The following is an 18,616-nucleotide window of genomic DNA, read 5'->3' on the forward strand; positions in this document are numbered from 1 at the left end:
CGCCTCGGTCGCACGCCTGATATACAGATAAGTCCTGATAACGATGGCCCTACTGCAGATCGCCGAACCCGGCCAAAGTCCTCAACCGCACCAGCGTCGTCTGGCTGTGGGGATCGACTTGGGCACTACCAATTCGCTGGTCGCTGCGTTGCGCAGTGGTCTTTCCGAGCCACTGGCCGACGCTGACGGGCAGGTGATCCTGCCGTCTGCGGTGCGCTATCACGCTGACCGTGTCGAGGTCGGCGAGTCCGCCAAGCTGGCAGCCGCTACCGATCCGCTGAACACGGTGTTGTCGGTCAAGCGCTTGATGGGTCGTGGTCTGTCCGACGTCAAGCAATTGGGCGAGCAGCTGCCGTACCGCTTTGTCGATGGCGAGTCGCACATGCCGTTCATCGACACTGTGCAAGGGCCGAAAAGCCCGGTCGAAGTGTCCGCCGATATCCTCAAGGTGTTGCGTCAGCGCGCCGAGTTGACGCTGGGCGGCGAACTGGTTGGCGCGGTGATTACCGTTCCGGCTTACTTCGATGACGCACAGCGCCAGGCAACCAAGGATGCGGCCAAGCTGGCCGGTCTGAACGTGCTGCGTTTGCTCAACGAGCCAACCGCTGCGGCGGTGGCTTACGGTCTGGATCAGCATGCTGAAGGCCTGGTTGCCATTTACGACCTGGGCGGCGGCACTTTCGATATTTCGATTCTGCGTCTGACCGGCGGTGTCTTTGAAGTGCTGGCGACCGGTGGCGACAGTGCCCTGGGCGGCGATGACTTCGATCACGCGATTGCTGGCTGGATCATCGAGCGCGCGGGCCTGTCTGCCGACCTCGATCCGGGTGCGCAGCGTCATCTGCTGCAAACCGCTTGCGCGGCCAAGGAAGCCCTGACGAATGCCGCGACGGTTGAAGTCGTTTATAACGACTGGAAATCCGAGCTGACCCGCGAAGCCTTTGATGCGCTGATCGAGCCGATGGTTGCTCGCAGCCTGAAAGCCTGTCGTCGCGCCGTGCGTGATTCCGGTGTTGAACTGGAAGACGTGAAAGCGGTGGTGATGGTCGGCGGTTCGACCCGCGTGCCGCGTGTTCGCGACGCCGTAGCTGAAGCCTTTGGTCGTCAGCCGCTGACCGAGATCGATCCGGATCAAGTGGTGGCCATTGGTGCTGCGATCCAGGCCGATACCCTGGCGGGCAACAAGCGCGATGGCGACGAACTGCTGCTGCTCGACGTGATTCCGTTGTCCCTGGGGCTGGAAACCATGGGCGGTCTGATGGAGAAGGTGATTCCGCGTAACACCACCATCCCGGTCGCTCGCGCTCAGGACTTCACGACTTATAAAGACGGCCAGTCGGCCATGATGATTCATGTGCTGCAGGGCGAGCGCGAGCTGATCAGCGATTGCCGTTCTCTGGCGCGCTTCGAATTGCGCGGCATTCCGGCCATGGTCGCAGGTGCGGCGAAGATTCGCGTGACCTTCCAGGTCGATGCCGATGGCTTGCTCAGCGTGGCTGCCCGCGAATTGGGTTCGGGCGTCGAGGCGAGCATTCAGGTCAAGCCGTCCTACGGCCTGACCGACGGCGAAATCGCCCGCATGCTCAAGGATTCGTTCCAGCACGCCAACGACGACAAGGTCGCCCGCGTACTGCGTGAACAGCAGGTCGATGCCCAGCGTTTGATCGAAGCGGTGCAGGGCGCCCTCGATGTCGACGGCGAGCGCCTGCTCGACGCCGAAGAACGCATGGTCATCGAATTGCAGATGCAGGAACTGACCGAATTGATGAAAGGCACCGATGGTTACGCCATCGAGCAGCAGACCAAGCGTCTGTCGCAAGTGACCGATGCCTTTGCTGCCCGCCGCCTGGACTCGACGGTGAAAGCCGCTCTGGCGGGGCGCAACCTGAATGAAATCGAGGAATAACTGATGCCGCAGATCATTTTTCTGCCACACGCCGAGCATTGCCCGGACGGAATGGTCGTAGAGGCTGAGACCGGCAAGTCCATTCTCGAAGTGGCTCATGAGAACCATATCGAGATCGAGAGCGCCTGCGGCGGCGTCTGTGCCTGCACCACCTGCCACTGCATCATTCGCGAAGGCTTTGACTCGCTGAATGAGGCCGATGAGCTGGAAGAGGACTATCTTGATCGGGCCTGGGGTCTGGAAGCGCAGTCGCGCCTGACCTGTCAGGCAATCGTCGGGACTGAAGACCTGACCGTTGAAATTCCTAAATACTCGCTCAACCACGCTGCCGAAGCGCCGCACTGATTCAAGGAACTGGCATGAGTCTTAAATGGGTTGATGTGCTGGAAATCGCGATCCAGCTGGCTGACAGCAAGCCGGATGTGGATCCGCGTTACGTGAACTTCGTCGATCTGCACAGCTGGGTCATGGCTCTGCCGGAGTTCAGTGATGATCCGRCCCGCGGTGGCGAGAAGGTACTTGAAGCGATTCAAGCGGCCTGGATCGAAGAAGCAGACTGAACGCACTGTACGCCGTTAGGCAATACCCAAGAACCCGCGTATAATTCGCGGGTTTAATTTTTCGCAAATTACCGTTTCTGGAGTTACACCATGGCTGTTCAACGTACTTTCTCCATCATCAAGCCTGATGCAGTTGCAAAAAACGTCATCGGCGAGATCACCACTCGTTTCGAAAAAGCTGGCCTGCGCGTTGTAGCTTCGAAAATGAAGCAGCTGTCCAAAGCTGAAGCTGAAGGCTTCTACGCTGAGCACAAAGAGCGCGGTTTCTTCGGCGACCTGGTTGCTTTCATGATCTCCGGTCCGGTTGTCGTTCAGGTTCTGGAAGGCGAAAACGCTATCGCTCTGAACCGTGAGCTGATGGGCGCTACCAACCCTAAAGAAGCTGCTGCCGGTACCATCCGCGCTGACTTCGCTGACTCCATCGACGCCAACGCTGTGCACGGTTCGGACTCCGAAGCCGCTGCTGCTCGCGAAATCTCGTACTTCTTCGCAGCTACTGAAGTAACCACTCGCTAAGCACTGGCTTATGAGTGAAGGTGAATCCATGACTACATCGACTGCAAAAACTAACCTGCTGGGTCTGACTCAGCCGGAAATGGAAAAATTCTTCGACTCAATCGGGGAGAAGCGTTTCCGTGCCAGTCAGGTAATGAAGTGGATTCACCACCTTGGCGTCGATGATTTCGACGCCATGACGAACGTCAGCAAGGCCTTGCGCGACAAGCTCAAGGCGATTGCCGAAGTTCGCGGCCCCGAAGTGGTCAGCGAGGACATCTCCAGCGACGGCACCCGCAAGTGGGTGGTGCGCGTGGCGTCCGGCAGCTGCGTCGAGACCGTCTACATTCCCCAGGGCAAGCGCGGCACTCTGTGCGTTTCGTCCCAGGCAGGCTGTGCCCTGGATTGCAGTTTCTGCTCCACCGGCAAGCAAGGTTTCAACAGCAACCTCACCGCCGCCGAAGTCATCGGCCAGGTGTGGATTGCCAATAAATCGTTCGGCAGCATCCCGGCAACCGCCGACCGTGCCATCACCAACGTGGTGATGATGGGCATGGGTGAGCCGCTGCTGAACTTCGACAACGTCGTTGCCGCCATGCACCTGATGATGGACGACCTGGGCTACGGCATTTCCAAGCGCCGCGTGACCCTGTCGACCTCCGGCGTGGTGCCGATGATCGATGAGCTGTCCAAGCACATCGACGTCTCCCTGGCGTTGTCCCTGCACGCACCGAACGATGCGCTGCGTAACCAGTTGGTACCGATCAACAAGAAGTACCCGCTGAAAATGCTCCTCGAGTCCTGCCGCCGCTACATGTCGTCCCTGGGCGAAAAGCGCGTGCTGACCATCGAGTACACCTTGCTCAAGGACATCAATGACAAGGTCGAGCATGCGGTTGAAATGATCGAGTTGCTCAAGGACACGCCTTGCAAGATCAACCTGATCCCGTTCAACCCGTTCCCTCATTCCGGTTACGAGCGGCCGAGCAACAACGCCATCCGTCGTTTCCAGGATCAACTTCATCACGCTGGCTTCAATGTCACCGTGCGCACCACCCGTGGCGAAGACATCGACGCTGCGTGTGGCCAATTGGTAGGACAGGTGCTGGATCGCACCCGTCGTAGCGAACGTTATATCGCCGTGCGTGAGTTGAGCGCCGACAACGATATGCCGCAAGACGCTGCGAATCGTACTTAAGAGAGGATCTCTATGTCACTGCGCCTAGCGCTGCTTCTGCTGTTCGCCAGCCTGTCGGCTGGTTGTGTTCTGTCGGGTGATTTCAATCCGATGAAAACCAGCAAGGGGCGCGATGAGGCGCGTGCTGCGTATGTGCAGTTGGGCGTGGGGTATCTGCAGCAGGGCATGACCGAACGGGCGAAAGTCCCGTTGAAGAAGGCCCTCGAACTGGATAGCGCCGACCCGGATTCCAACGCAGCATTGGGCCTGGTGTTTCAGGCCGAGATGGAACCTGAACTCGCGGATCAGCATTTTCGCAAGGCATTGTCCGCTCGTCCTGGCGATGCTCGTATCCTGAACAACTACGGCAGCTTTCTCTTTGAAGAGAAACGTTACAAAGAAGCTTACGAGCGCTTTGAACAAGCGGCTGCCGATAGCCTTTATCCGGAGCGTTCGCGGGTTTTCGAGAACCTCGGCATGACGGCTTCAATGCTCGGTCAGCGTGACTTGGCCCGGCAGCACCTGGAAAAAGCCCTGCGCCTGAACCGTCAACAGCCACGTGCGTTGCTGGAAATGGCTGAGTTGTCGTACGAAGACAGGCATTATGTGCCCGCGCGTGACTATTACGATCGTTTTAGCCTGCTCGCCGAGCAAAATGCACGTAGTCTATTGCTCGGCGTTCGGCTGGCCAAAGTGTTCGACGATCGCGACAAGGCCGCCAGTTTTGGCCTGCAATTAAAACGACTCTATCCCGGTACGCCGGAATATCAGCAATACCTGTCGGAGCAATGATGAAAGCGGCGCATCCAGAAGTTGTAGCAGCGACTCGCGTAAACCCCGGAGAGACCCTGCGTCAGGCCCGCGAAAGCAATGGTTGGTCGCTGGCGGAAGTAGCGCTCAAGCTCAATCTCACCGCTAATTCCTTGAAGAATCTGGAAGACGGCGCTTTCGACAAGCTGCCGGGGCATACCTTTGCTCGCGGCTATATCCGCGCCTACGCCAAATTGCTCGGCATGGACCAGGCCGTTCTGGTCCAGCAATTCGACCAGCACACCGGCACCGACTCCCAGGGCAGCAACGTGCACAGCCTTGGGCGTATCGAGGAGCCATCGCGGGTCTCCCACACCATTTTGCGCATCGTCAGCCTGTTGTTGCTGATGGCCGTGGTGGGGGGCGGTTTTGTCTGGTGGCAGGATCAAACCTCGCTGCGCACCAAGGACCTGATCGGTCTGAGCCCGGAACACGTCGAAGTCGAAGGCGCCGATGGCACCACGCAGATCCATCCGCTCGACGAGCCGGAAGATCAGGCCGTGGTAGAAGGCCAGGTCGAAGCCGGCACGCCTCTGGCATTGCCGGAAGGCCAGGCGACTGCCGAAGTTCAGACAAATGCCGAAGCGCCGACGCCAGCTGCTCCGGTCGCCCCGGTGGTTGCACCGACGGCCCCGGTTGTTGCTCCAGTGCGTACCGCGCCTGCCCCGGTTGTTGCGACGCCAGCGGCCCCGGTTGTGGCTGTTGCGCCAGCGCCCGTCGTGGCTGCCGTGCCAGCACCTGCCGCTTCGGCTGCTGCTCCGGCCACTCCGGTTGCCGGCGCGGGTAAGGTGCAGATTCAGTTCTCTGCCAATTGCTGGACGCAAGTCACCGATGGCAACGGCAAAGTGCTGTTGAGCGGTCTCAAGCGTAAGGGCGAAACCGCCGACGTCAGCGGTAAACCACCGTTTACAGTACGCCTGGGCTACGCCCGTGGCGCGCAGGTCAGCTACAACGGGCAAGTGGTCGATGTAGCTCCGTTCACCAGTGGCGAGACTGCTCGCCTGAAGTTGGGTCAATAAGTCATGCACGGCGAATCTCCAATCAAACGTCGCGAATCCCGCAAGATCTGGGTTGGTTCGGTACCGGTGGGCGGTGATGCGCCTATCGCTGTACAGAGCATGACCAACAGCGACACCAATGACGTTGCTGCCACCGTGGCCCAGATCAATCGTCTGGAAGCGGCTGGTGTCGACATCGTGCGGGTTTCCGTTCCGGACATGGACGCGGCGGAAGCCTTCGGTCGAATCAAGCAACTGGTCAAGGTGCCGTTGGTTGCCGACATTCACTTCGACTACAAGATCGCCTTGCGCGTAGCCGAACTGGGCGTCGATTGCCTGCGGATCAACCCGGGCAACATCGGTCGTGAAGACCGTGTGCGCGCGGTGGTCGATGCTGCCCGTGACCGCGGGATTCCGATCCGGATCGGCGTCAACGCCGGTTCGCTGGAAAAAGACCTGCAGAAGAAATACGGCGAACCGACACCGGCCGCGCTGGTCGAGTCGGCCCTGCGTCACGTCGAGCACCTTGAACGCCTGAACTTCCAGGACTTCAAGGTCAGCGTGAAGGCCTCCGACGTGTTCATGGCCGTCGAAGCCTATCGCCTGCTGGCCAAGGAAATCGTGCAGCCACTGCACCTGGGCATCACTGAAGCCGGCGGTTTGCGTTCAGGCACAGTGAAATCCGCCGTGGGCCTCGGTATGCTGCTCGCCGAAGGGATTGGCGATACTATTCGCATCTCGTTGGCGGCTGACCCGGTCGAGGAAGTGAAAGTCGGCTACGACATTCTCAAGTCCCTGCATCTGCGTTCCCGTGGCATCAACTTCATCGCCTGCCCGAGCTGCTCGCGGCAGAACTTCGATGTGGTGAAAACCATGAACGAACTGGAAGGGCGCCTCGAAGATCTGTTGGTGCCGCTGGATGTCGCGGTCATCGGTTGCGTGGTCAACGGTCCCGGCGAAGCCAAAGAGGCCCATATCGGCCTGACTGGCGGTACGCCGAACCTGATTTACATCGATGGCAAGCCGTCGCAGAAATTGACGAATGACAATCTGGTGGATGAGCTGGAAAGGTTGATCCGCCAGAAAGCGGCCGAAAAGGTCGAAGCCGACGCAGCGCTGATCGCGCGCGGCTGATCGAACGAATTTAAGGATTTATAGTGAGCAAGTCTCTGCAAGCCATACGTGGCATGAACGACATCCTGCCCGAACAGACCCCGCTGTGGCGTCACTTCGAGGGCACCGTTTCGCGTCTGCTGGATAACTACGGTTACAAGCAGATTCGCACGCCGATCGTCGAGTTCACCGAGCTGTTCAAACGCTCCATCGGTGAAGTGACCGACATCGTCGAAAAAGAGATGTACACCTTCGAGGACCGTAACGGCGACTCGCTGACCCTGCGTCCTGAAGGCACGGCAGCCTGCGTACGTGCAGTGCTTGAGCACGGCATCTCCGGCGGTGGCCAGGTGCAGAAACTCTGGTACATCGGCCCGATGTTCCGCCACGAGCGTCCGCAAAAAGGCCGTTATCGTCAGTTCCACCAGATCGGTTGCGAAGTTTTCAACCTTGATGGTCCGGACATCGACGCCGAACTGATCGTGCTGACCTGGCGCCTGTGGGGCGAGCTGGGTATCCGTGACGCGGTCAAGCTTGAGCTCAACAGCCTGGGCACCAGCGCCTCTCGCGCTCGTTATCGCGATGCGCTGGTGGAGTACCTGACGGCACGCCTGGACCAACTGGACGAAGACAGCCAGCGCCGCTTGAAAACCAACCCGCTGCGAGTGCTCGATACCAAGAACCCCGATACCCAGGCGGCGCTGGTCGATGCACCGAAGATGGCCGACTACCTCGATGAAGAATCCCGCGTGCACTTCGAGGGCCTCAAGGCGCGTCTGGACGCAGCCGGCATTCCTTACGTGATCAACCCGAAGCTGGTGCGCGGGCTGGATTACTACAGCAAAACCGTATTCGAATGGGTCACCGACAAACTCGGCGCCCAGGGCACTGTCTGCGCGGGTGGCCGTTACGATGGCCTGGTCGAGCAGATGGGCGGCAAGCCGACGCCGGGCGTTGGTTTCGCCATGGGCATCGAGCGCCTGGTGCTGATGCTCGAAACCCTGGAGCAGATCCCGGAAGAAATCTCCCGGCAGGTTGACGTCTACCTGTGCGCCTTCGGTGAGGCTGCCGAACTGGCCGCTCTGACACTGAGCGAGCGGGTTCGTGATCAGTTGCCAAACCTGCGCCTGCAGATCAATGCCGGCGCGGGCAGCTTCAAAAGTCAGTTCAAGAAGGCCGACAAGAGCGGTGCGCTATACGCATTGATCCTCGGTGACGACGAAATGGCCCAGCAAGTGGTAGGTTTCAAACCCCTGCGTGGCCAGGGCGAACAACAAAGCATTGCCTGGGATGCGCTTGCCGCTCACCTGGCCACCTGCGTCGTGCAGGGTTGAAGCTGTCAAACAGCCGATTTAGCGAATAAGGAGTATTGGGGTGTCGAGTACCGAAGACGAACATCTGGCGGAATTCAAAGACTGGTGGCAGCGTAACGGCAAACCTCTCGTAACCGGCGGCCTGTTGGCGCTGGTCATCGTGTTCGGCTGGCAGGCGTTTCACAAGTATCAGAGCAATCAGTCGCAAGGCGCCTCGATGCTTTACCAGCAATTGCTGGAAACCACGCTGACCCCGGACGGCAAGCCTGACGCGGCCCGTGTAGCGGACCTCGCGAACAAGCTCAACAGCGAGTTCGGCGGCACGGCTTACGCCCAATACGGCAGCCTGTTCGTGGCGAAAGTCGCGGTCGACAGCGGCAAGCTGGATGACGCTGCAAGCCAGCTCAAGGTTGTGGCTGACAAACCTGCCAACCCGGCGCTGGGCGAAGTGGCGCGTCAGCGTCTGGCCCAGGTCCTGGCCGCACAGAACAAGGCTGACGAAGCACTGAAATTGCTCGAAGGTGATGCCGATCAGGCATTCCTGGCCACTCGCGAAGAACTCAAGGGTGACCTGTTGGTCCAGTTGGGTCGTACCGATGAAGCCCATGCTGCTTACCAAAAAGCCAAGGCTGCGCTGTCGGATGAAGCGGCGGTCGGTGGCTTACAAATCAAGCTGGACGACCTGGCCAAAGGGGATGCGTGACGTGATCCGTTGGAAACATGCAGCATTGCTGGCTCTGGCCATTCTGGCCGCGGGTTGCAGCAGCAACAGCAAAAAAGAATTGCCGCCGGCCGAGCTGGTCAAATTCAAGGAAGAAGTGGTCCTGCAAAAGCAGTGGAGCCGTTCGGTCGGTAACGGCCAGGGCGAGACCTACAACATGCTGGTGCCGGCCATCGATGGCAACACCATCTATGCTGCCGACGTCAAAGGCGTGGTGATGGCGCTGGATCGCATGAACGGCGACGTCAAATGGAAGAAAGATCTTGAGCTGCCTGTGTCCGGCGCCGTTGGCGTGGGTTACGGTCTGGTCATGATCGGCACGCTCAAGGGCGAAGTGGTTGCCCTGGATGCAAGCTCCGGTGAAGAGAAATGGCGCGCTCGCGTGACCAGTGAAGTGCTCGCACCGCCTGCCAACAACGGTGACGTGGTGGTGGTTCAAACCCAGGACGATCGTCTGATCGGTCTGGATGCTTCCACCGGTAACCAGCGCTGGTTGTATGACAGCACGCCAGCGGTCCTGACTCTGCGCGGCACCAGTGCGCCGATCGTGACCAACCGCCTGGCGATTGCCGGCCTGTCGACCGGTAAAGTCGTGGCGCTGGATATCTCCAACGGCGTGCCGGTGTGGGAGCAGCGCATTGCGATTCCACAGGGTCGCTCGGAGCTGGAACGCGTGGTCGATATCGACGGTGGCCTGCTGCTGTCCGGCGACAAGGTCTATGTCGCCAGCTATCAGGGGCGCGTAGCGGCCCTGGACCTGCAAAGCGGTCGTCAGCTCTGGCAGCGTGATGCTTCCAGCTATGCCGGTGTCGCCCAAGGTTTCGGCAGCGTCTATGTGAGCCTGTCTTCGGGTACCGTTGAAGGCGTCGACGAGCGTTCGACCACCTCCTTGTGGAGCAACGACTCGCTGGCTCGCCGTCAACTATCGGCACCGGAAGTGTTCTCCAGTTACGTTGCAGTCGGTGACCTGGAAGGTTACCTGCACCTGTTGAGTCAGGTGGACGGTCGTTTCGTCGGCCGTGAACGCATCGACAGCGACGGCCTGCGTGCCCGTCCGCTGGTGGTGGGTGACATGATTTACGTGTATGGCAACAGCGGCAAACTGGAAGCCCTGACCATCAAGTAATGGTTTGACTATGCTTGGGGATAGCGATGTTCCCAGGCAGCCTTGCTCCGCAAGGCTTTGCGGYACGTCATGTGCTGCCCCGAGCACCAGCCGCTGCCTCGCAGCGGCTTTTGTATTTTCTGAAATAACGAAGTGGAGAGCCGCATGGTTCCCGTAATCGCCCTGGTGGGCCGACCGAACGTCGGCAAATCCACCATGTTCAACCGCCTGACCAAAAGCCGCGACGCTATTGTTGGCGACCTTTCCGGTCTGACCCGTGATCGCCAATACGGTGAGGCAAAGTGGCAAGGGCGCTCCTACATCCTGGTCGACACCGGTGGTATTTCCGGTGATGAGCACGGCATGGATGAAAAGATGGCCGAGCAGTCGCTGCTGGCTATCGAAGAAGCCGATGTCGTTCTGTTCCTGGTAGATGCCAAGGTTGGCTTCACCGCCGCCGACCAGATGATTGCCGAGCACTTGCGCAAGCGCAACAAACGCTCCCTGCTGGTGGCCAACAAGATCGACAACATCGATCCTGAAATGGCCCGCGCCGAATTCGCCCCGTTGGGCATGGGCCACGCCATTGGTGTGGCTGGTGCGCAAGGTCGCGGTGTCAACACACTGCTGGAAGCCGCCCTGAGCGAATTCCCGCGTGACACCGAAGAAGAGGATCTCAACGCTAACGTCGCCGAAGGCGAGGAAGCGATCCGGATTCCGGGTCCGAGCGAAAAAGATGGCATCAAGATCGCCATCATCGGTCGCCCGAACGTCGGCAAGTCGACCCTGGTCAACCGCATGCTCGGTGAAGACCGGGTAATCGTCTATGACCAACCCGGCACCACCCGCGACAGTATCTACATCCCGTTCGAGCGTAACGAAGAGAAGTACACGCTGATCGACACTGCGGGTGTGCGCAAGCGCGGCAAGATCCACGAGGAAGTTGAAAAGTTCTCGGTGGTCAAAACCCTGCAAGCGATCAAAGACGCCAACGTGGTGATCTTCGTGATGGACGCCCGTGAAGGCGTGGTTGACCACGACCTGAACCTGCTGGGTTTTGCCCTGGAAGCCGGTCGTGCCATCGTTATCGCCTTGAACAAGTGGGACGGCATGACGCCGTCCGAGCGTGATTTCGTGAAGATCGAGCTGGAGCGTCGGTTGTTCTTCGTCGACTTCGCCGATATCCACTTCATCTCGGCGCTGCACGGCACTGGCGTGGGCAACCTGTACCAGTCGGTACAGAACTCGTTCAAGTCGGCGATCACTCGCTGGCCGACCAACCGCCTGACCCAGATCCTCGAAGACGCCGTTGGCGAGCACGCGCCACCGATGGTCAACAACCGCCGGATCAAGCTGCGTTATGCCCACTTGGGGGGTGCCAACCCGCCGCTGATCGTGATCCACGGTAATCAGGTCGAGAAGGTTCCGAACTCTTACGTCCGTTACCTGGAAAACACTTACCGTCGCGTCTTGAAGCTGGTCGGTACGCCGATCCGCATCGAGTTCAAAGGCGGCGAGAACCCGTACGAAGGCAACAAGAACACGCTCACCGACCGTCAGGTCAACAAGAAGCGCCGCTTGATGTCGCACCACAAGAAAGCCGACAAGAAGCGCCGCGACAAGCGCTGATTGGTGCGCCGGCTCGTCCCCTCGGGATGGGCTCCCTCGCCACAGGTTAGGCGGCTGTATTAGAAGAAGGGCGCCCATGGCGCCCTTTTTCGTGTCTGGCGTTTGAGCTATCCTCGGGCTCTCCCGCGCCGCCGTTAGCGTCGGGTGTTCAGTAGGGAATCACCGATGATCACCAGCAAGCTGCCGAATATCGGCATCACTATTTTCACCCAAATGTCTCAGCTCGCGGCACAGACCGGCGCGATCAACCTGTCCCAGGGGTTCCCCGATTTCGATGCGCCGCAAGCCTTGTGCGATGCGGTCGGCCGGCACATCGCCAATGGCCATAACCAGTATTCACCGATGACCGGCCTGCCGGCGCTGCGCCAGCAAGTGGCGGCGAAGATCGCTCGCAGCTATGGCGTGAGCGTCAATGCCGACACCGAGGTAACCATCACTCCCGGCGCGACCCAGGCGATCTTCTGCGCCATTGCGGCAGTTATCCACAGCGGTGACGAAGTGATCGTCTTCGATCCGGCCTACGACAGTTATGAGCCTTCGGTGGCGCTGGCCGGCGGTCGTTGCGTACATGTGCCGCTGGCGGGGAAGGATTTCGCCATCGACTTCCAGAAGCTCGGCGAAGCGCTGAGCCCGCGCACGCGAATGATCATCCTCAACTCGCCGCATAACCCGAGCGGTGCGCTGATCTCGCGTGCCGAGCTGGATCAGTTGGCGGCCTTGATTCGTGACCGCGATATCTACCTGATCAGCGACGAGGTGTATGAACACCTGGTGTTTGACGGTGTAGCGCATGCCAGCGTTTTGGCCCATGAAGAGCTGTACCGGCGGGCCTTCGTGGTCAGTTCTTTTGGCAAGACCTACCACGTCACTGGCTGGAAGACCGGCTACGTGGTTGCGCCACCGGCACTCTCGGAAGAACTGCGCAAGGTGCATCAATACGTCAGTTTCTGCGGTGTGACCCCGTTGCAGTACGCGCTGGCCGACTTCATGGCCGAGCATCCGGAGCATGTCGAAGAGTTGCCGGGTTTTTATCAGGCCAAGCGTGATCTGTTCTGTGATTTGCTGGCGCCTTCGCGGTTCAGCTTTACCAAGGCCACCGGGACCTATTTCCAGTTGGTCGACTATTCGCAGATCCGTCCGGACCTGAACGATGTCGAGATGGCCAAGTGGATGACGCGCGAGCATGGCGTGGCAGCGATCCCGATTTCGGTGTTCTACCAGAACCCGCTGCCAGAGCAGCGTCTGGTGCGCCTGTGTTTTGCCAAGCGTGAGGAGACGCTGCGTCAGGCAGCGGAGAAACTATGCGCGATTTGACTACCTTGCCCGATCTGAACGTTGCGTTGATCCAGACCACATTGGCCTGGCATGACCGCAAGGCCAATCTCGAGCATTTCGAACAGTTGCTGGAGCAGGCGCGGGGCGCCGACCTGATCATCCTGCCGGAGATGTTCACCACCGGCTTCTCGATGGAGTCGCAAACCCTCGCTGAAGCGGAAAACGGCCCGACCAGTAAATGGTTGCGAGCGCAGGCCGCCAAACTTGACGCGGTGATTACCGGCAGCGTGATTGTCCAGGCCGCCGATGGCAGCCATCGCAATCGACTGTTGTGGACGCGGCCGGACGGTGAGGTCCTGCATTACGACAAGCGTCACCTGTTTCGCATGGCTGGCGAGCACAAACATTACACCGCCGGCGAGCATCAGGTGCAGTTCGAGCTCAAGGGCTGGCGGGTGCGTCCGCTGATTTGCTACGACCTGCGTTTCCCGGTGTGGAGCCGCGATGCGCAAGACACCGACCTGCTGCTGTACACCGCCAACTGGCCGGGTGCACGGCGTCAGCACTGGAACCGTTTGCTGCCGGCGCGGGCCATCGAGAACCTTTGCTATGTCGCCGCGGTGAACCGGATTGGCACTGACGGTAAAGGCTTTGCGTATACCGGTGATAGCCAGGTGCTGGATTTCCAGGGCGAGACGCTGCTGGGTGCCGGTGAGGCCGATGGGGTGTTTCAGGTCGTGCTGAGTGCCGCGGAGCTGGCGGCGTATCGCATGCGGTTCCCGGCGAATCTGGATGCCGATACCTTCGAACTGACCTGAGATTTTCGCCGCCTGACAGACCGCTATCGCGAGCAGGCTCGCTCCCACAGGGTTATGTGCTGATTGATGGACCTGTACAAATTCAATGTGGGAGCGAGCCTGCTCGCGATGAGGGCCTGACAGGCAACGAAAAACCATGAAGATAAAAAAGGCCCCGAGGTTTTCACCTCGGGGCCTTTTGCGTTTCAGCGGGCGGGGGGTTACGCCGCTTTCGCTTCCGGCTGGCTCAGGGAGCGGTTCAGCGCGCTGAACAGGGCCTTGAAGCTGGCGGTGGTGATGTTTTCATCGATACCGACGCCATGCACTGCACGCTCGCCGTTCACGCGCAGTTCAATGTAGGCCGCAGCCTTGGCGTTGGTGCCTGCGCCGATCGCGTGTTCGTTGTAGTCCATGATCTCCACCGGAATCGGCAGACCGGCCACCAGTGCTTCCAGGGCGCCGTTGCCCTTGCCGCGCCAGTGCAGGTTGGTTTCGCCCTGGCCTTTGCTGGAGACCTCAACTTCAACAGCGCTGTGACCGTTCTCTTCCTGCAAGCGATGGCTGACCAGCGCGTACGGCGTGTTGGCCTGCAAGTACTCGCTATGCAGCAGCGCGTGGATCTGCTGGGCAGTCATCTCGAGGCCCAGGCGATCGGTCTCGCGTTGTACCACCTGGCTGAACTCGATCTGCATGCGGCGCGGCAAGTTGATGCCGTATTCCTGTTCCAGCAGGTAAGCGATACCGCCCTTGCCGGACTGACTGTTGACGCGAATCACCGCCTCGTAGCTGCGGCCAATGTCGGCCGGGTCGATCGGTAAGTACGGCACTTCCCACAGGGCATCCGGTTTCTGCTGGGCGAAGCCCTTGCGGATCGCGTCCTGGTGCGAGCCGGAGAACGCGGTGTGAACCAGGTCGCCGACGTACGGGTGACGTGGGTGCACCGGAATCTGGTTGCACTCTTCAACGACTTTGCGCACGCCGTCGATGTCGGAGAAATCCAGCTCAGGGTCAACGCCCTGGGTGTAGAGGTTCAAGGCCACGGTGACCAGGTCGACGTTACCGGTGCGCTCGCCGTTGCCGAACAGGCAGCCTTCAACACGGTCGGCGCCCGCCATCAGGCCCAGCTCGGTGGCCGCAACGCCAGTGCCACGGTCGTTGTGGGTGTGCAGGCTGATGATCACGCTGTCACGACGGTTGATGTGACGGCCGAACCATTCGATCTGGTCGGCGTAGATGTTCGGTGTAGCGCATTCGACGGTGGCCGGCAGGTTGAGGATGACCTTGTGCTCAGGCGTCGGGTTCCAGACCTCGATCACCGCGTCGCAGACTTCCTTGGCGAATTCCAGTTCAGTGGCGCTGAAAGTCTCTGGCGAGTATTCGAAGGTCCACTCGGTTTCCGGCTGCTGGGCGGCGTATTTGACGAACAGCTTGGCGGCGTTCACGGCGATGGCCTTGATCCCGTCCTTGTCCTGATTGAAGACAATCCGGCGGAAGGAAGGGCAGGTCGCGTTATAGAGGTGAACGATGGCTTTTTTCGCGCCACGAAGGGATTCGAAAGTCCGCTCGATCAGGTCTTCACGGCCCTGGGTCAGTACCTGGATGGTGGTGTCGTCCGGGATGTGGCCGTCTTCGATCAGGGTCCGCACGAAGTCGAAGTCGGTTTGCGAAGCGGCCGGGAAGGAGGCTTCGATTTCTTTCACGCCGACGGCGACCAGGGTTTTCCAGAAGCGCAGCTTTTTCACCGCGTCCATTGGCTCGATCAGCGACTGGTTACCATCGCGCAAGTCGGAGCTGCACCAGATCGGCGCGGCAGTGATGGTCTTCGACGGCCAGGTGCGATCCGGAATGTCGATTGTCGGGAAGGCGCGGTATTTCGAAGACGGGTCTTTGAGCATGCTCATCGGAAAATCCTTATTGTGTGGGCCGAAAAAAGGCGGCCTGCCGGTGGATCAAAAAAACGTTGGATAAAACGTGGGACGAGGCACCGCGATTCAGCCCGGCAGTCGTGCGCTGACGAGGCACAGGCTGCGGTGCTGGCGGAGCTGAATGAGGGTGTGAGAAGTTTTCATGTCTTCAACCCTAACCGCGGGGGTGGAAGATGGCAAGCAGTCGAAAAACTTTGAGATAAATACCCGAAAAGTCTTTTTTATCGAGATTTTATTGCTGTGTGTGGCTGCAATTGTTGTGATGTTTGCGTGAGGGTTGGGCTAAGCGCAATTGAAGATTCAGGCAGCGGGAAGTTCTTCGGTACCTGTGAAATTGTCATCGCGAGCAGGCTCGCTCCCACAGTGGATTAGGGGTGTGCACCAAATCTGTGGTCACACCGATACCCTGTGGGAGCGAGCCTGCTCGCGATGAGGCCAGTGGCCTTGTCCAGCATTCAGGGCTGGAACGCGCCGATGAAAATCGCCGGGTCTACGCGCGCATCGTTCAGGCTGACGTTCCAGTGCATGTGCGGCCCGGTCGCACGACCGGTGGAGCCGACTTTGCCGACCACGCTGCCGCGCGTCAGTTGCTGGCCGACTTTCACATCGATTTTCGACATGTGGCAGAACATGCTGATGAAGCCCTGGCCGTGGTCGACGAATACCGTGTTGCCGTTAAAGAAGTAGTTGCCGATCAGGATCACCTTGCCGGCCGCCGGGGTCTTGATCGGCGTACCCGCCGGCACCGCGAAGTCCAGGCCCGCGTGGGGATTGCGCTCTTCGCCGTTGAAGAACCGGCGCACGCCGAACTTGCTCGACAGCGGACCATTGACCGGTTTGTCCAGCAGCAGGTTGCTCGGCGTCACCGGGCTGAAACTGCGATAAGCGCGAACCTGTTCGTCCAGCTCGGCGTCGATGCGTTTCAGGTCGTCCGGGTTCGGATTGACCTGACGCTGGTTCTTCAGGGTGATGTGCTGTTCCGGGTATTTCTTGTTGCCGACCATGAAACTCAGGTTACGGCCACCGCTACTGAGCTGCTGGTTGCCGGGTTTGACGGTCAGCGGCACGCCGACAATCGCCAGCCAGTTGTTCTGTTCCTTGATCACCAGCACCGGTTTGCCTTGGTAGCTGGCCTTGGGCGCCTGAGCCGAAGTGCCCAGGTCGACTACCGCCACACCGCCGGGCACCGGTTTGTTCAGCAGGCGCGTGATGTAGCTGTCGGCGTGGGCGTTGAAGGTCAGGCAAAGCAACAACAGCGGTGCAAGAAAACGCGGCATGGATCAATCCAGTAAAGAAAGGGTGACGGGCGTCAGGTGATTGTCTTCAACCCGGACCTGCAATTGGCCTTCGCCGAGTATGGCTTTCAGGCGTTGGCCGTTTTGGGTCTGCGCAGCGCTGCGGATCGCGTTACCGCGTTCATCGAGCAAAATGCTGTAACCACGCCCCAGTGTCGCCAACGGGCTGACTACGTGCAGGGTTTGCATCTGGGTTTGCAGTTGCAGGCGACGGGCCTTCAGACCTTCGCGCATCGAGCGCGGCAGGCGCTCGGCGAGGCTGTCGAGGCGCTGGCGCAGCAGCGCCAGTTGCCGTCCCGGATGTTGCCCGGCGAGGCGGGTTTCGAGACGAATCAGTCGTTCGCGACGGGTATTGAGACTGCGCTCGAAAGCCCGGCGCAGGCGCATGTCCAGGTCGTCCAGACGTTGCGCTTGCTGGCGCAGGCGTTCACCGGGATGGCGCAAGCGACGCGATATACCTTCCAGGCGCAGACGATCACGCATCAAGCGATCGCGGATGCGCATCACCAGGCGTCGATGCAGGCTTTCGACCCGGCGCACCAGGTCGCTGGAATCCGGTGCCAGCAGTTCAGCGGCGGCTGACGGTGTCGGTGCGCGGACGTCGGCCACGAAGTCGCTGATCGACACATCGGTTTCATGGCCGACGGCGCTGACAATCGGGGTGACGCAGGCATCTATCGCGCGGGCCACGGCTTCTTCGTTGAAGCACCAGAGGTCTTCCAGCGAACCGCCGCCTCGGGCGAGGATCAGCGCATCGAAACCGCGGGCGTCGGCCAGTTTCAGTGCGCGGACAATCTGCGCGGTGGCTTCGCGGCCTTGCACGGCGGTGGGGATCAGGGTCAGCACCACTTGCGGCGCACGGCGACGGAAGACGCTGATGATGTCGCGAATCACCGCACCGGTCGGCGAACTGATGATGCCGATGCGTTGCGGGTGGGCCGGCAGCGGTACTTTGCGTTCGGCACTGAACAGGCCTTCGGCGCTGAGTTTTTCCTTCAGCGCATCGAACGCCAGACGCAGCGCACCGTCACCGGCAGGCTCCACGGTGTCGAGAATCAGCTGATAGTCGCCACGCCCTTCAAACAGCGAAACCTTGCCCCGGACCTTGACCGCCAGGCCATCCTTCAGCGCCTGGCGAACCCGCGCAGCGTTCTGCCGGAACAGCGCGCAACGCACCTGGGCGCCACTGTCCTTGAGGGTGAAATAGATGTGGCCGGACGCCGGGCGGGCGAGGTTGGAGATTTCGCCTTCGACCCAGATGTTGCTGAACACGTCTTCAAGCAACACCCGCGCGCGGCCATTGAGCTGGCTGACCGTCAGGACTTCTCGGTCCAGGCCGAGTCTTGCAAAGGGATCTTTAATCATGGGGCGCAGTTTAAAGGCATTCGGCGGTCAATCTCCATGGCCGATTACCTTCTTGCTGAAGTGAACGCTGCGCGGTCCCTTGTGGGAGCGAGCCTGCTCGCGATTGCGGTTTAACATCCAACACTATTATTG

At 60.0% G+C, this 18,616-nt stretch carries 17 protein-coding genes; 14 read left to right on the top strand and 3 right to left on the bottom strand.

What is annotated here, in order from left to right; all coding sequences use genetic code 11:
- Positions 1-43 precede the first annotated feature (43 nt).
- The 14 genes from hscA to AC1DHT_RS14125 all read left to right on the top strand — a co-directional run bounded on the left by hscA (position 44) and on the right by AC1DHT_RS14125 (position 13,920).
- Positions 44-1,906, top strand: a complete 1,863-nt coding sequence (gene hscA / locus AC1DHT_RS14060) for a Fe-S protein assembly chaperone HscA (protein ID WP_427544432.1) — start codon at positions 44-46, stop codon at positions 1,904-1,906.
- 3 nt (positions 1,907-1,909) lie between these two features.
- The gene (gene fdx, locus AC1DHT_RS14065; RefSeq protein ID WP_054595801.1) at positions 1,910-2,251 is read left to right on the top strand and encodes an ISC system 2Fe-2S type ferredoxin; all 342 of its coding nucleotides are present in this window, start codon (positions 1,910-1,912) and stop codon (positions 2,249-2,251) included.
- Between the two features lie 14 nt (positions 2,252-2,265).
- The gene (iscX, locus tag AC1DHT_RS14070; RefSeq protein WP_477761377.1) at positions 2,266-2,466 is read left to right on the top strand and encodes a Fe-S cluster assembly protein IscX; all 201 of its coding nucleotides are present in this window, start codon (positions 2,266-2,268) and stop codon (positions 2,464-2,466) included.
- 90 nt (positions 2,467-2,556) lie between these two features.
- A complete protein-coding gene (gene ndk / locus AC1DHT_RS14075) occupies positions 2,557-2,982 on the top strand; it encodes a nucleoside-diphosphate kinase (RefSeq protein ID WP_427533321.1) in 426 nt (141 codons plus the stop codon).
- A gap of 28 nt (positions 2,983-3,010) precedes the next feature.
- The gene (gene rlmN, locus AC1DHT_RS14080; protein ID WP_019693463.1) at positions 3,011-4,159 is read left to right on the top strand and encodes a dual-specificity RNA methyltransferase RlmN; all 1,149 of its coding nucleotides are present in this window, start codon (positions 3,011-3,013) and stop codon (positions 4,157-4,159) included.
- Positions 4,160-4,171: 12 nt separating this feature from the next.
- Positions 4,172-4,930, top strand: a complete 759-nt coding sequence (gene pilW, locus AC1DHT_RS14085) for a type IV pilus biogenesis/stability protein PilW (RefSeq protein WP_427544426.1) — start codon at positions 4,172-4,174, stop codon at positions 4,928-4,930.
- A complete protein-coding gene (locus AC1DHT_RS14090) occupies positions 4,930-5,967 on the top strand; it encodes a RodZ domain-containing protein (RefSeq protein ID WP_427544423.1) in 1,038 nt (345 codons plus the stop codon). Before pilW ends, AC1DHT_RS14090 begins: the two co-directional genes overlap by 1 nt.
- Positions 5,968-5,970: 3 nt before the next feature.
- The gene (gene ispG / locus AC1DHT_RS14095; RefSeq protein ID WP_427533318.1) at positions 5,971-7,080 is read left to right on the top strand and encodes a flavodoxin-dependent (E)-4-hydroxy-3-methylbut-2-enyl-diphosphate synthase; all 1,110 of its coding nucleotides are present in this window, start codon (positions 5,971-5,973) and stop codon (positions 7,078-7,080) included.
- A 23-nt stretch (positions 7,081-7,103) separates the two neighbouring features.
- The gene (gene hisS, locus AC1DHT_RS14100; RefSeq protein ID WP_427544420.1) at positions 7,104-8,393 is read left to right on the top strand and encodes a histidine--tRNA ligase; all 1,290 of its coding nucleotides are present in this window, start codon (positions 7,104-7,106) and stop codon (positions 8,391-8,393) included.
- 40 nt (positions 8,394-8,433) lie between these two features.
- Positions 8,434-9,075: a tetratricopeptide repeat protein gene (locus tag AC1DHT_RS14105; RefSeq protein ID WP_427544417.1), complete on the top strand. Its 642-nt coding sequence runs from the start codon at positions 8,434-8,436 to the stop codon at positions 9,073-9,075.
- The gene (gene bamB, locus AC1DHT_RS14110; protein ID WP_427544414.1) at positions 9,068-10,219 is read left to right on the top strand and encodes an outer membrane protein assembly factor BamB; all 1,152 of its coding nucleotides are present in this window, start codon (positions 9,068-9,070) and stop codon (positions 10,217-10,219) included. The genes AC1DHT_RS14105 and bamB overlap by 8 nt, the downstream gene beginning before the upstream one ends.
- Positions 10,220-10,363: 144 nt before the next feature.
- On the top strand, positions 10,364-11,827 hold the full coding sequence (gene der / locus AC1DHT_RS14115) for a ribosome biogenesis GTPase Der (protein ID WP_427544411.1): 1,464 nt from the start codon (positions 10,364-10,366) through the stop codon (positions 11,825-11,827).
- Positions 11,828-11,992: 165 nt separating this feature from the next.
- Positions 11,993-13,141, top strand: a complete 1,149-nt coding sequence (locus AC1DHT_RS14120) for a pyridoxal phosphate-dependent aminotransferase (protein ID WP_427544408.1) — start codon at positions 11,993-11,995, stop codon at positions 13,139-13,141.
- Positions 13,129-13,920, top strand: coding sequence for an amidohydrolase (locus tag AC1DHT_RS14125; RefSeq protein WP_427544405.1), 792 nt, complete (start codon positions 13,129-13,131; stop codon positions 13,918-13,920). The genes AC1DHT_RS14120 and AC1DHT_RS14125 overlap by 13 nt, the downstream gene beginning before the upstream one ends.
- Before the next feature lie 200 nt (positions 13,921-14,120).
- On the opposite strand, the gene leuA is transcribed toward AC1DHT_RS14125, so the two are convergent.
- From leuA to xseA, 3 genes are all read right to left on the bottom strand, one after another.
- Entirely contained in the window at positions 14,121-15,800 is a 1,680-nt protein-coding gene (leuA, locus tag AC1DHT_RS14130; protein ID WP_427544402.1) for a 2-isopropylmalate synthase, read from the bottom strand.
- 479 nt (positions 15,801-16,279) lie between these two features.
- The gene (locus AC1DHT_RS14135) at positions 16,280-17,101 is read right to left on the bottom strand and encodes a peptidoglycan DD-metalloendopeptidase family protein (protein WP_427544399.1); all 822 of its coding nucleotides are present in this window, start codon (positions 17,099-17,101) and stop codon (positions 16,280-16,282) included.
- 3 nt (positions 17,102-17,104) lie between these two features.
- Entirely contained in the window at positions 17,105-18,484 is a 1,380-nt protein-coding gene (gene xseA / locus AC1DHT_RS14140; protein ID WP_054595815.1) for an exodeoxyribonuclease VII large subunit, read from the bottom strand.
- Positions 18,485-18,616 lie beyond the last annotated feature (132 nt).

It is taken from the genome of Pseudomonas sp. 05N432 (assembly GCF_056396945.1).

Excerpts from the sequence above, each read along its gene's own strand:
- pilW (WP_427544426.1), top strand. The coding sequence starts at position 4,172 with ATGTCACTGCGCCTAGCGCTGCTTCTGCTGTTCGCCAGCCTGTCGGCT.
- AC1DHT_RS14135 (WP_427544399.1), bottom strand. The coding sequence starts at position 17,101 with ATGCCGCGTTTTCTTGCACCGCTGTTGTTGCTTTGCCTGACCTTCAAC.
- fdx (WP_054595801.1), top strand. The coding sequence starts at position 1,910 with ATGCCGCAGATCATTTTTCTGCCACACGCCGAGCATTGCCCGGACGGA.
- leuA (WP_427544402.1), bottom strand. The coding sequence starts at position 15,800 with ATGAGCATGCTCAAAGACCCGTCTTCGAAATACCGCGCCTTCCCGACA.
- AC1DHT_RS14125 (WP_427544405.1), top strand. The coding sequence starts at position 13,129 with ATGCGCGATTTGACTACCTTGCCCGATCTGAACGTTGCGTTGATCCAG.
- bamB (WP_427544414.1), top strand. The coding sequence starts at position 9,068 with ATGCGTGACGTGATCCGTTGGAAACATGCAGCATTGCTGGCTCTGGCC.
- der (WP_427544411.1), top strand. The coding sequence starts at position 10,364 with ATGGTTCCCGTAATCGCCCTGGTGGGCCGACCGAACGTCGGCAAATCC.
- AC1DHT_RS14120 (WP_427544408.1), top strand. The coding sequence starts at position 11,993 with ATGATCACCAGCAAGCTGCCGAATATCGGCATCACTATTTTCACCCAA.
- ndk (WP_427533321.1), top strand. The coding sequence starts at position 2,557 with ATGGCTGTTCAACGTACTTTCTCCATCATCAAGCCTGATGCAGTTGCA.
- xseA (WP_054595815.1), bottom strand. The coding sequence starts at position 18,484 with ATGATTAAAGATCCCTTTGCAAGACTCGGCCTGGACCGAGAAGTCCTG.
- hscA (WP_427544432.1), top strand. The coding sequence starts at position 44 with ATGGCCCTACTGCAGATCGCCGAACCCGGCCAAAGTCCTCAACCGCAC.
- ispG (WP_427533318.1), top strand. The coding sequence starts at position 5,971 with ATGCACGGCGAATCTCCAATCAAACGTCGCGAATCCCGCAAGATCTGG.
- AC1DHT_RS14090 (WP_427544423.1), top strand. The coding sequence starts at position 4,930 with ATGAAAGCGGCGCATCCAGAAGTTGTAGCAGCGACTCGCGTAAACCCC.
- rlmN (WP_019693463.1), top strand. The coding sequence starts at position 3,011 with ATGACTACATCGACTGCAAAAACTAACCTGCTGGGTCTGACTCAGCCG.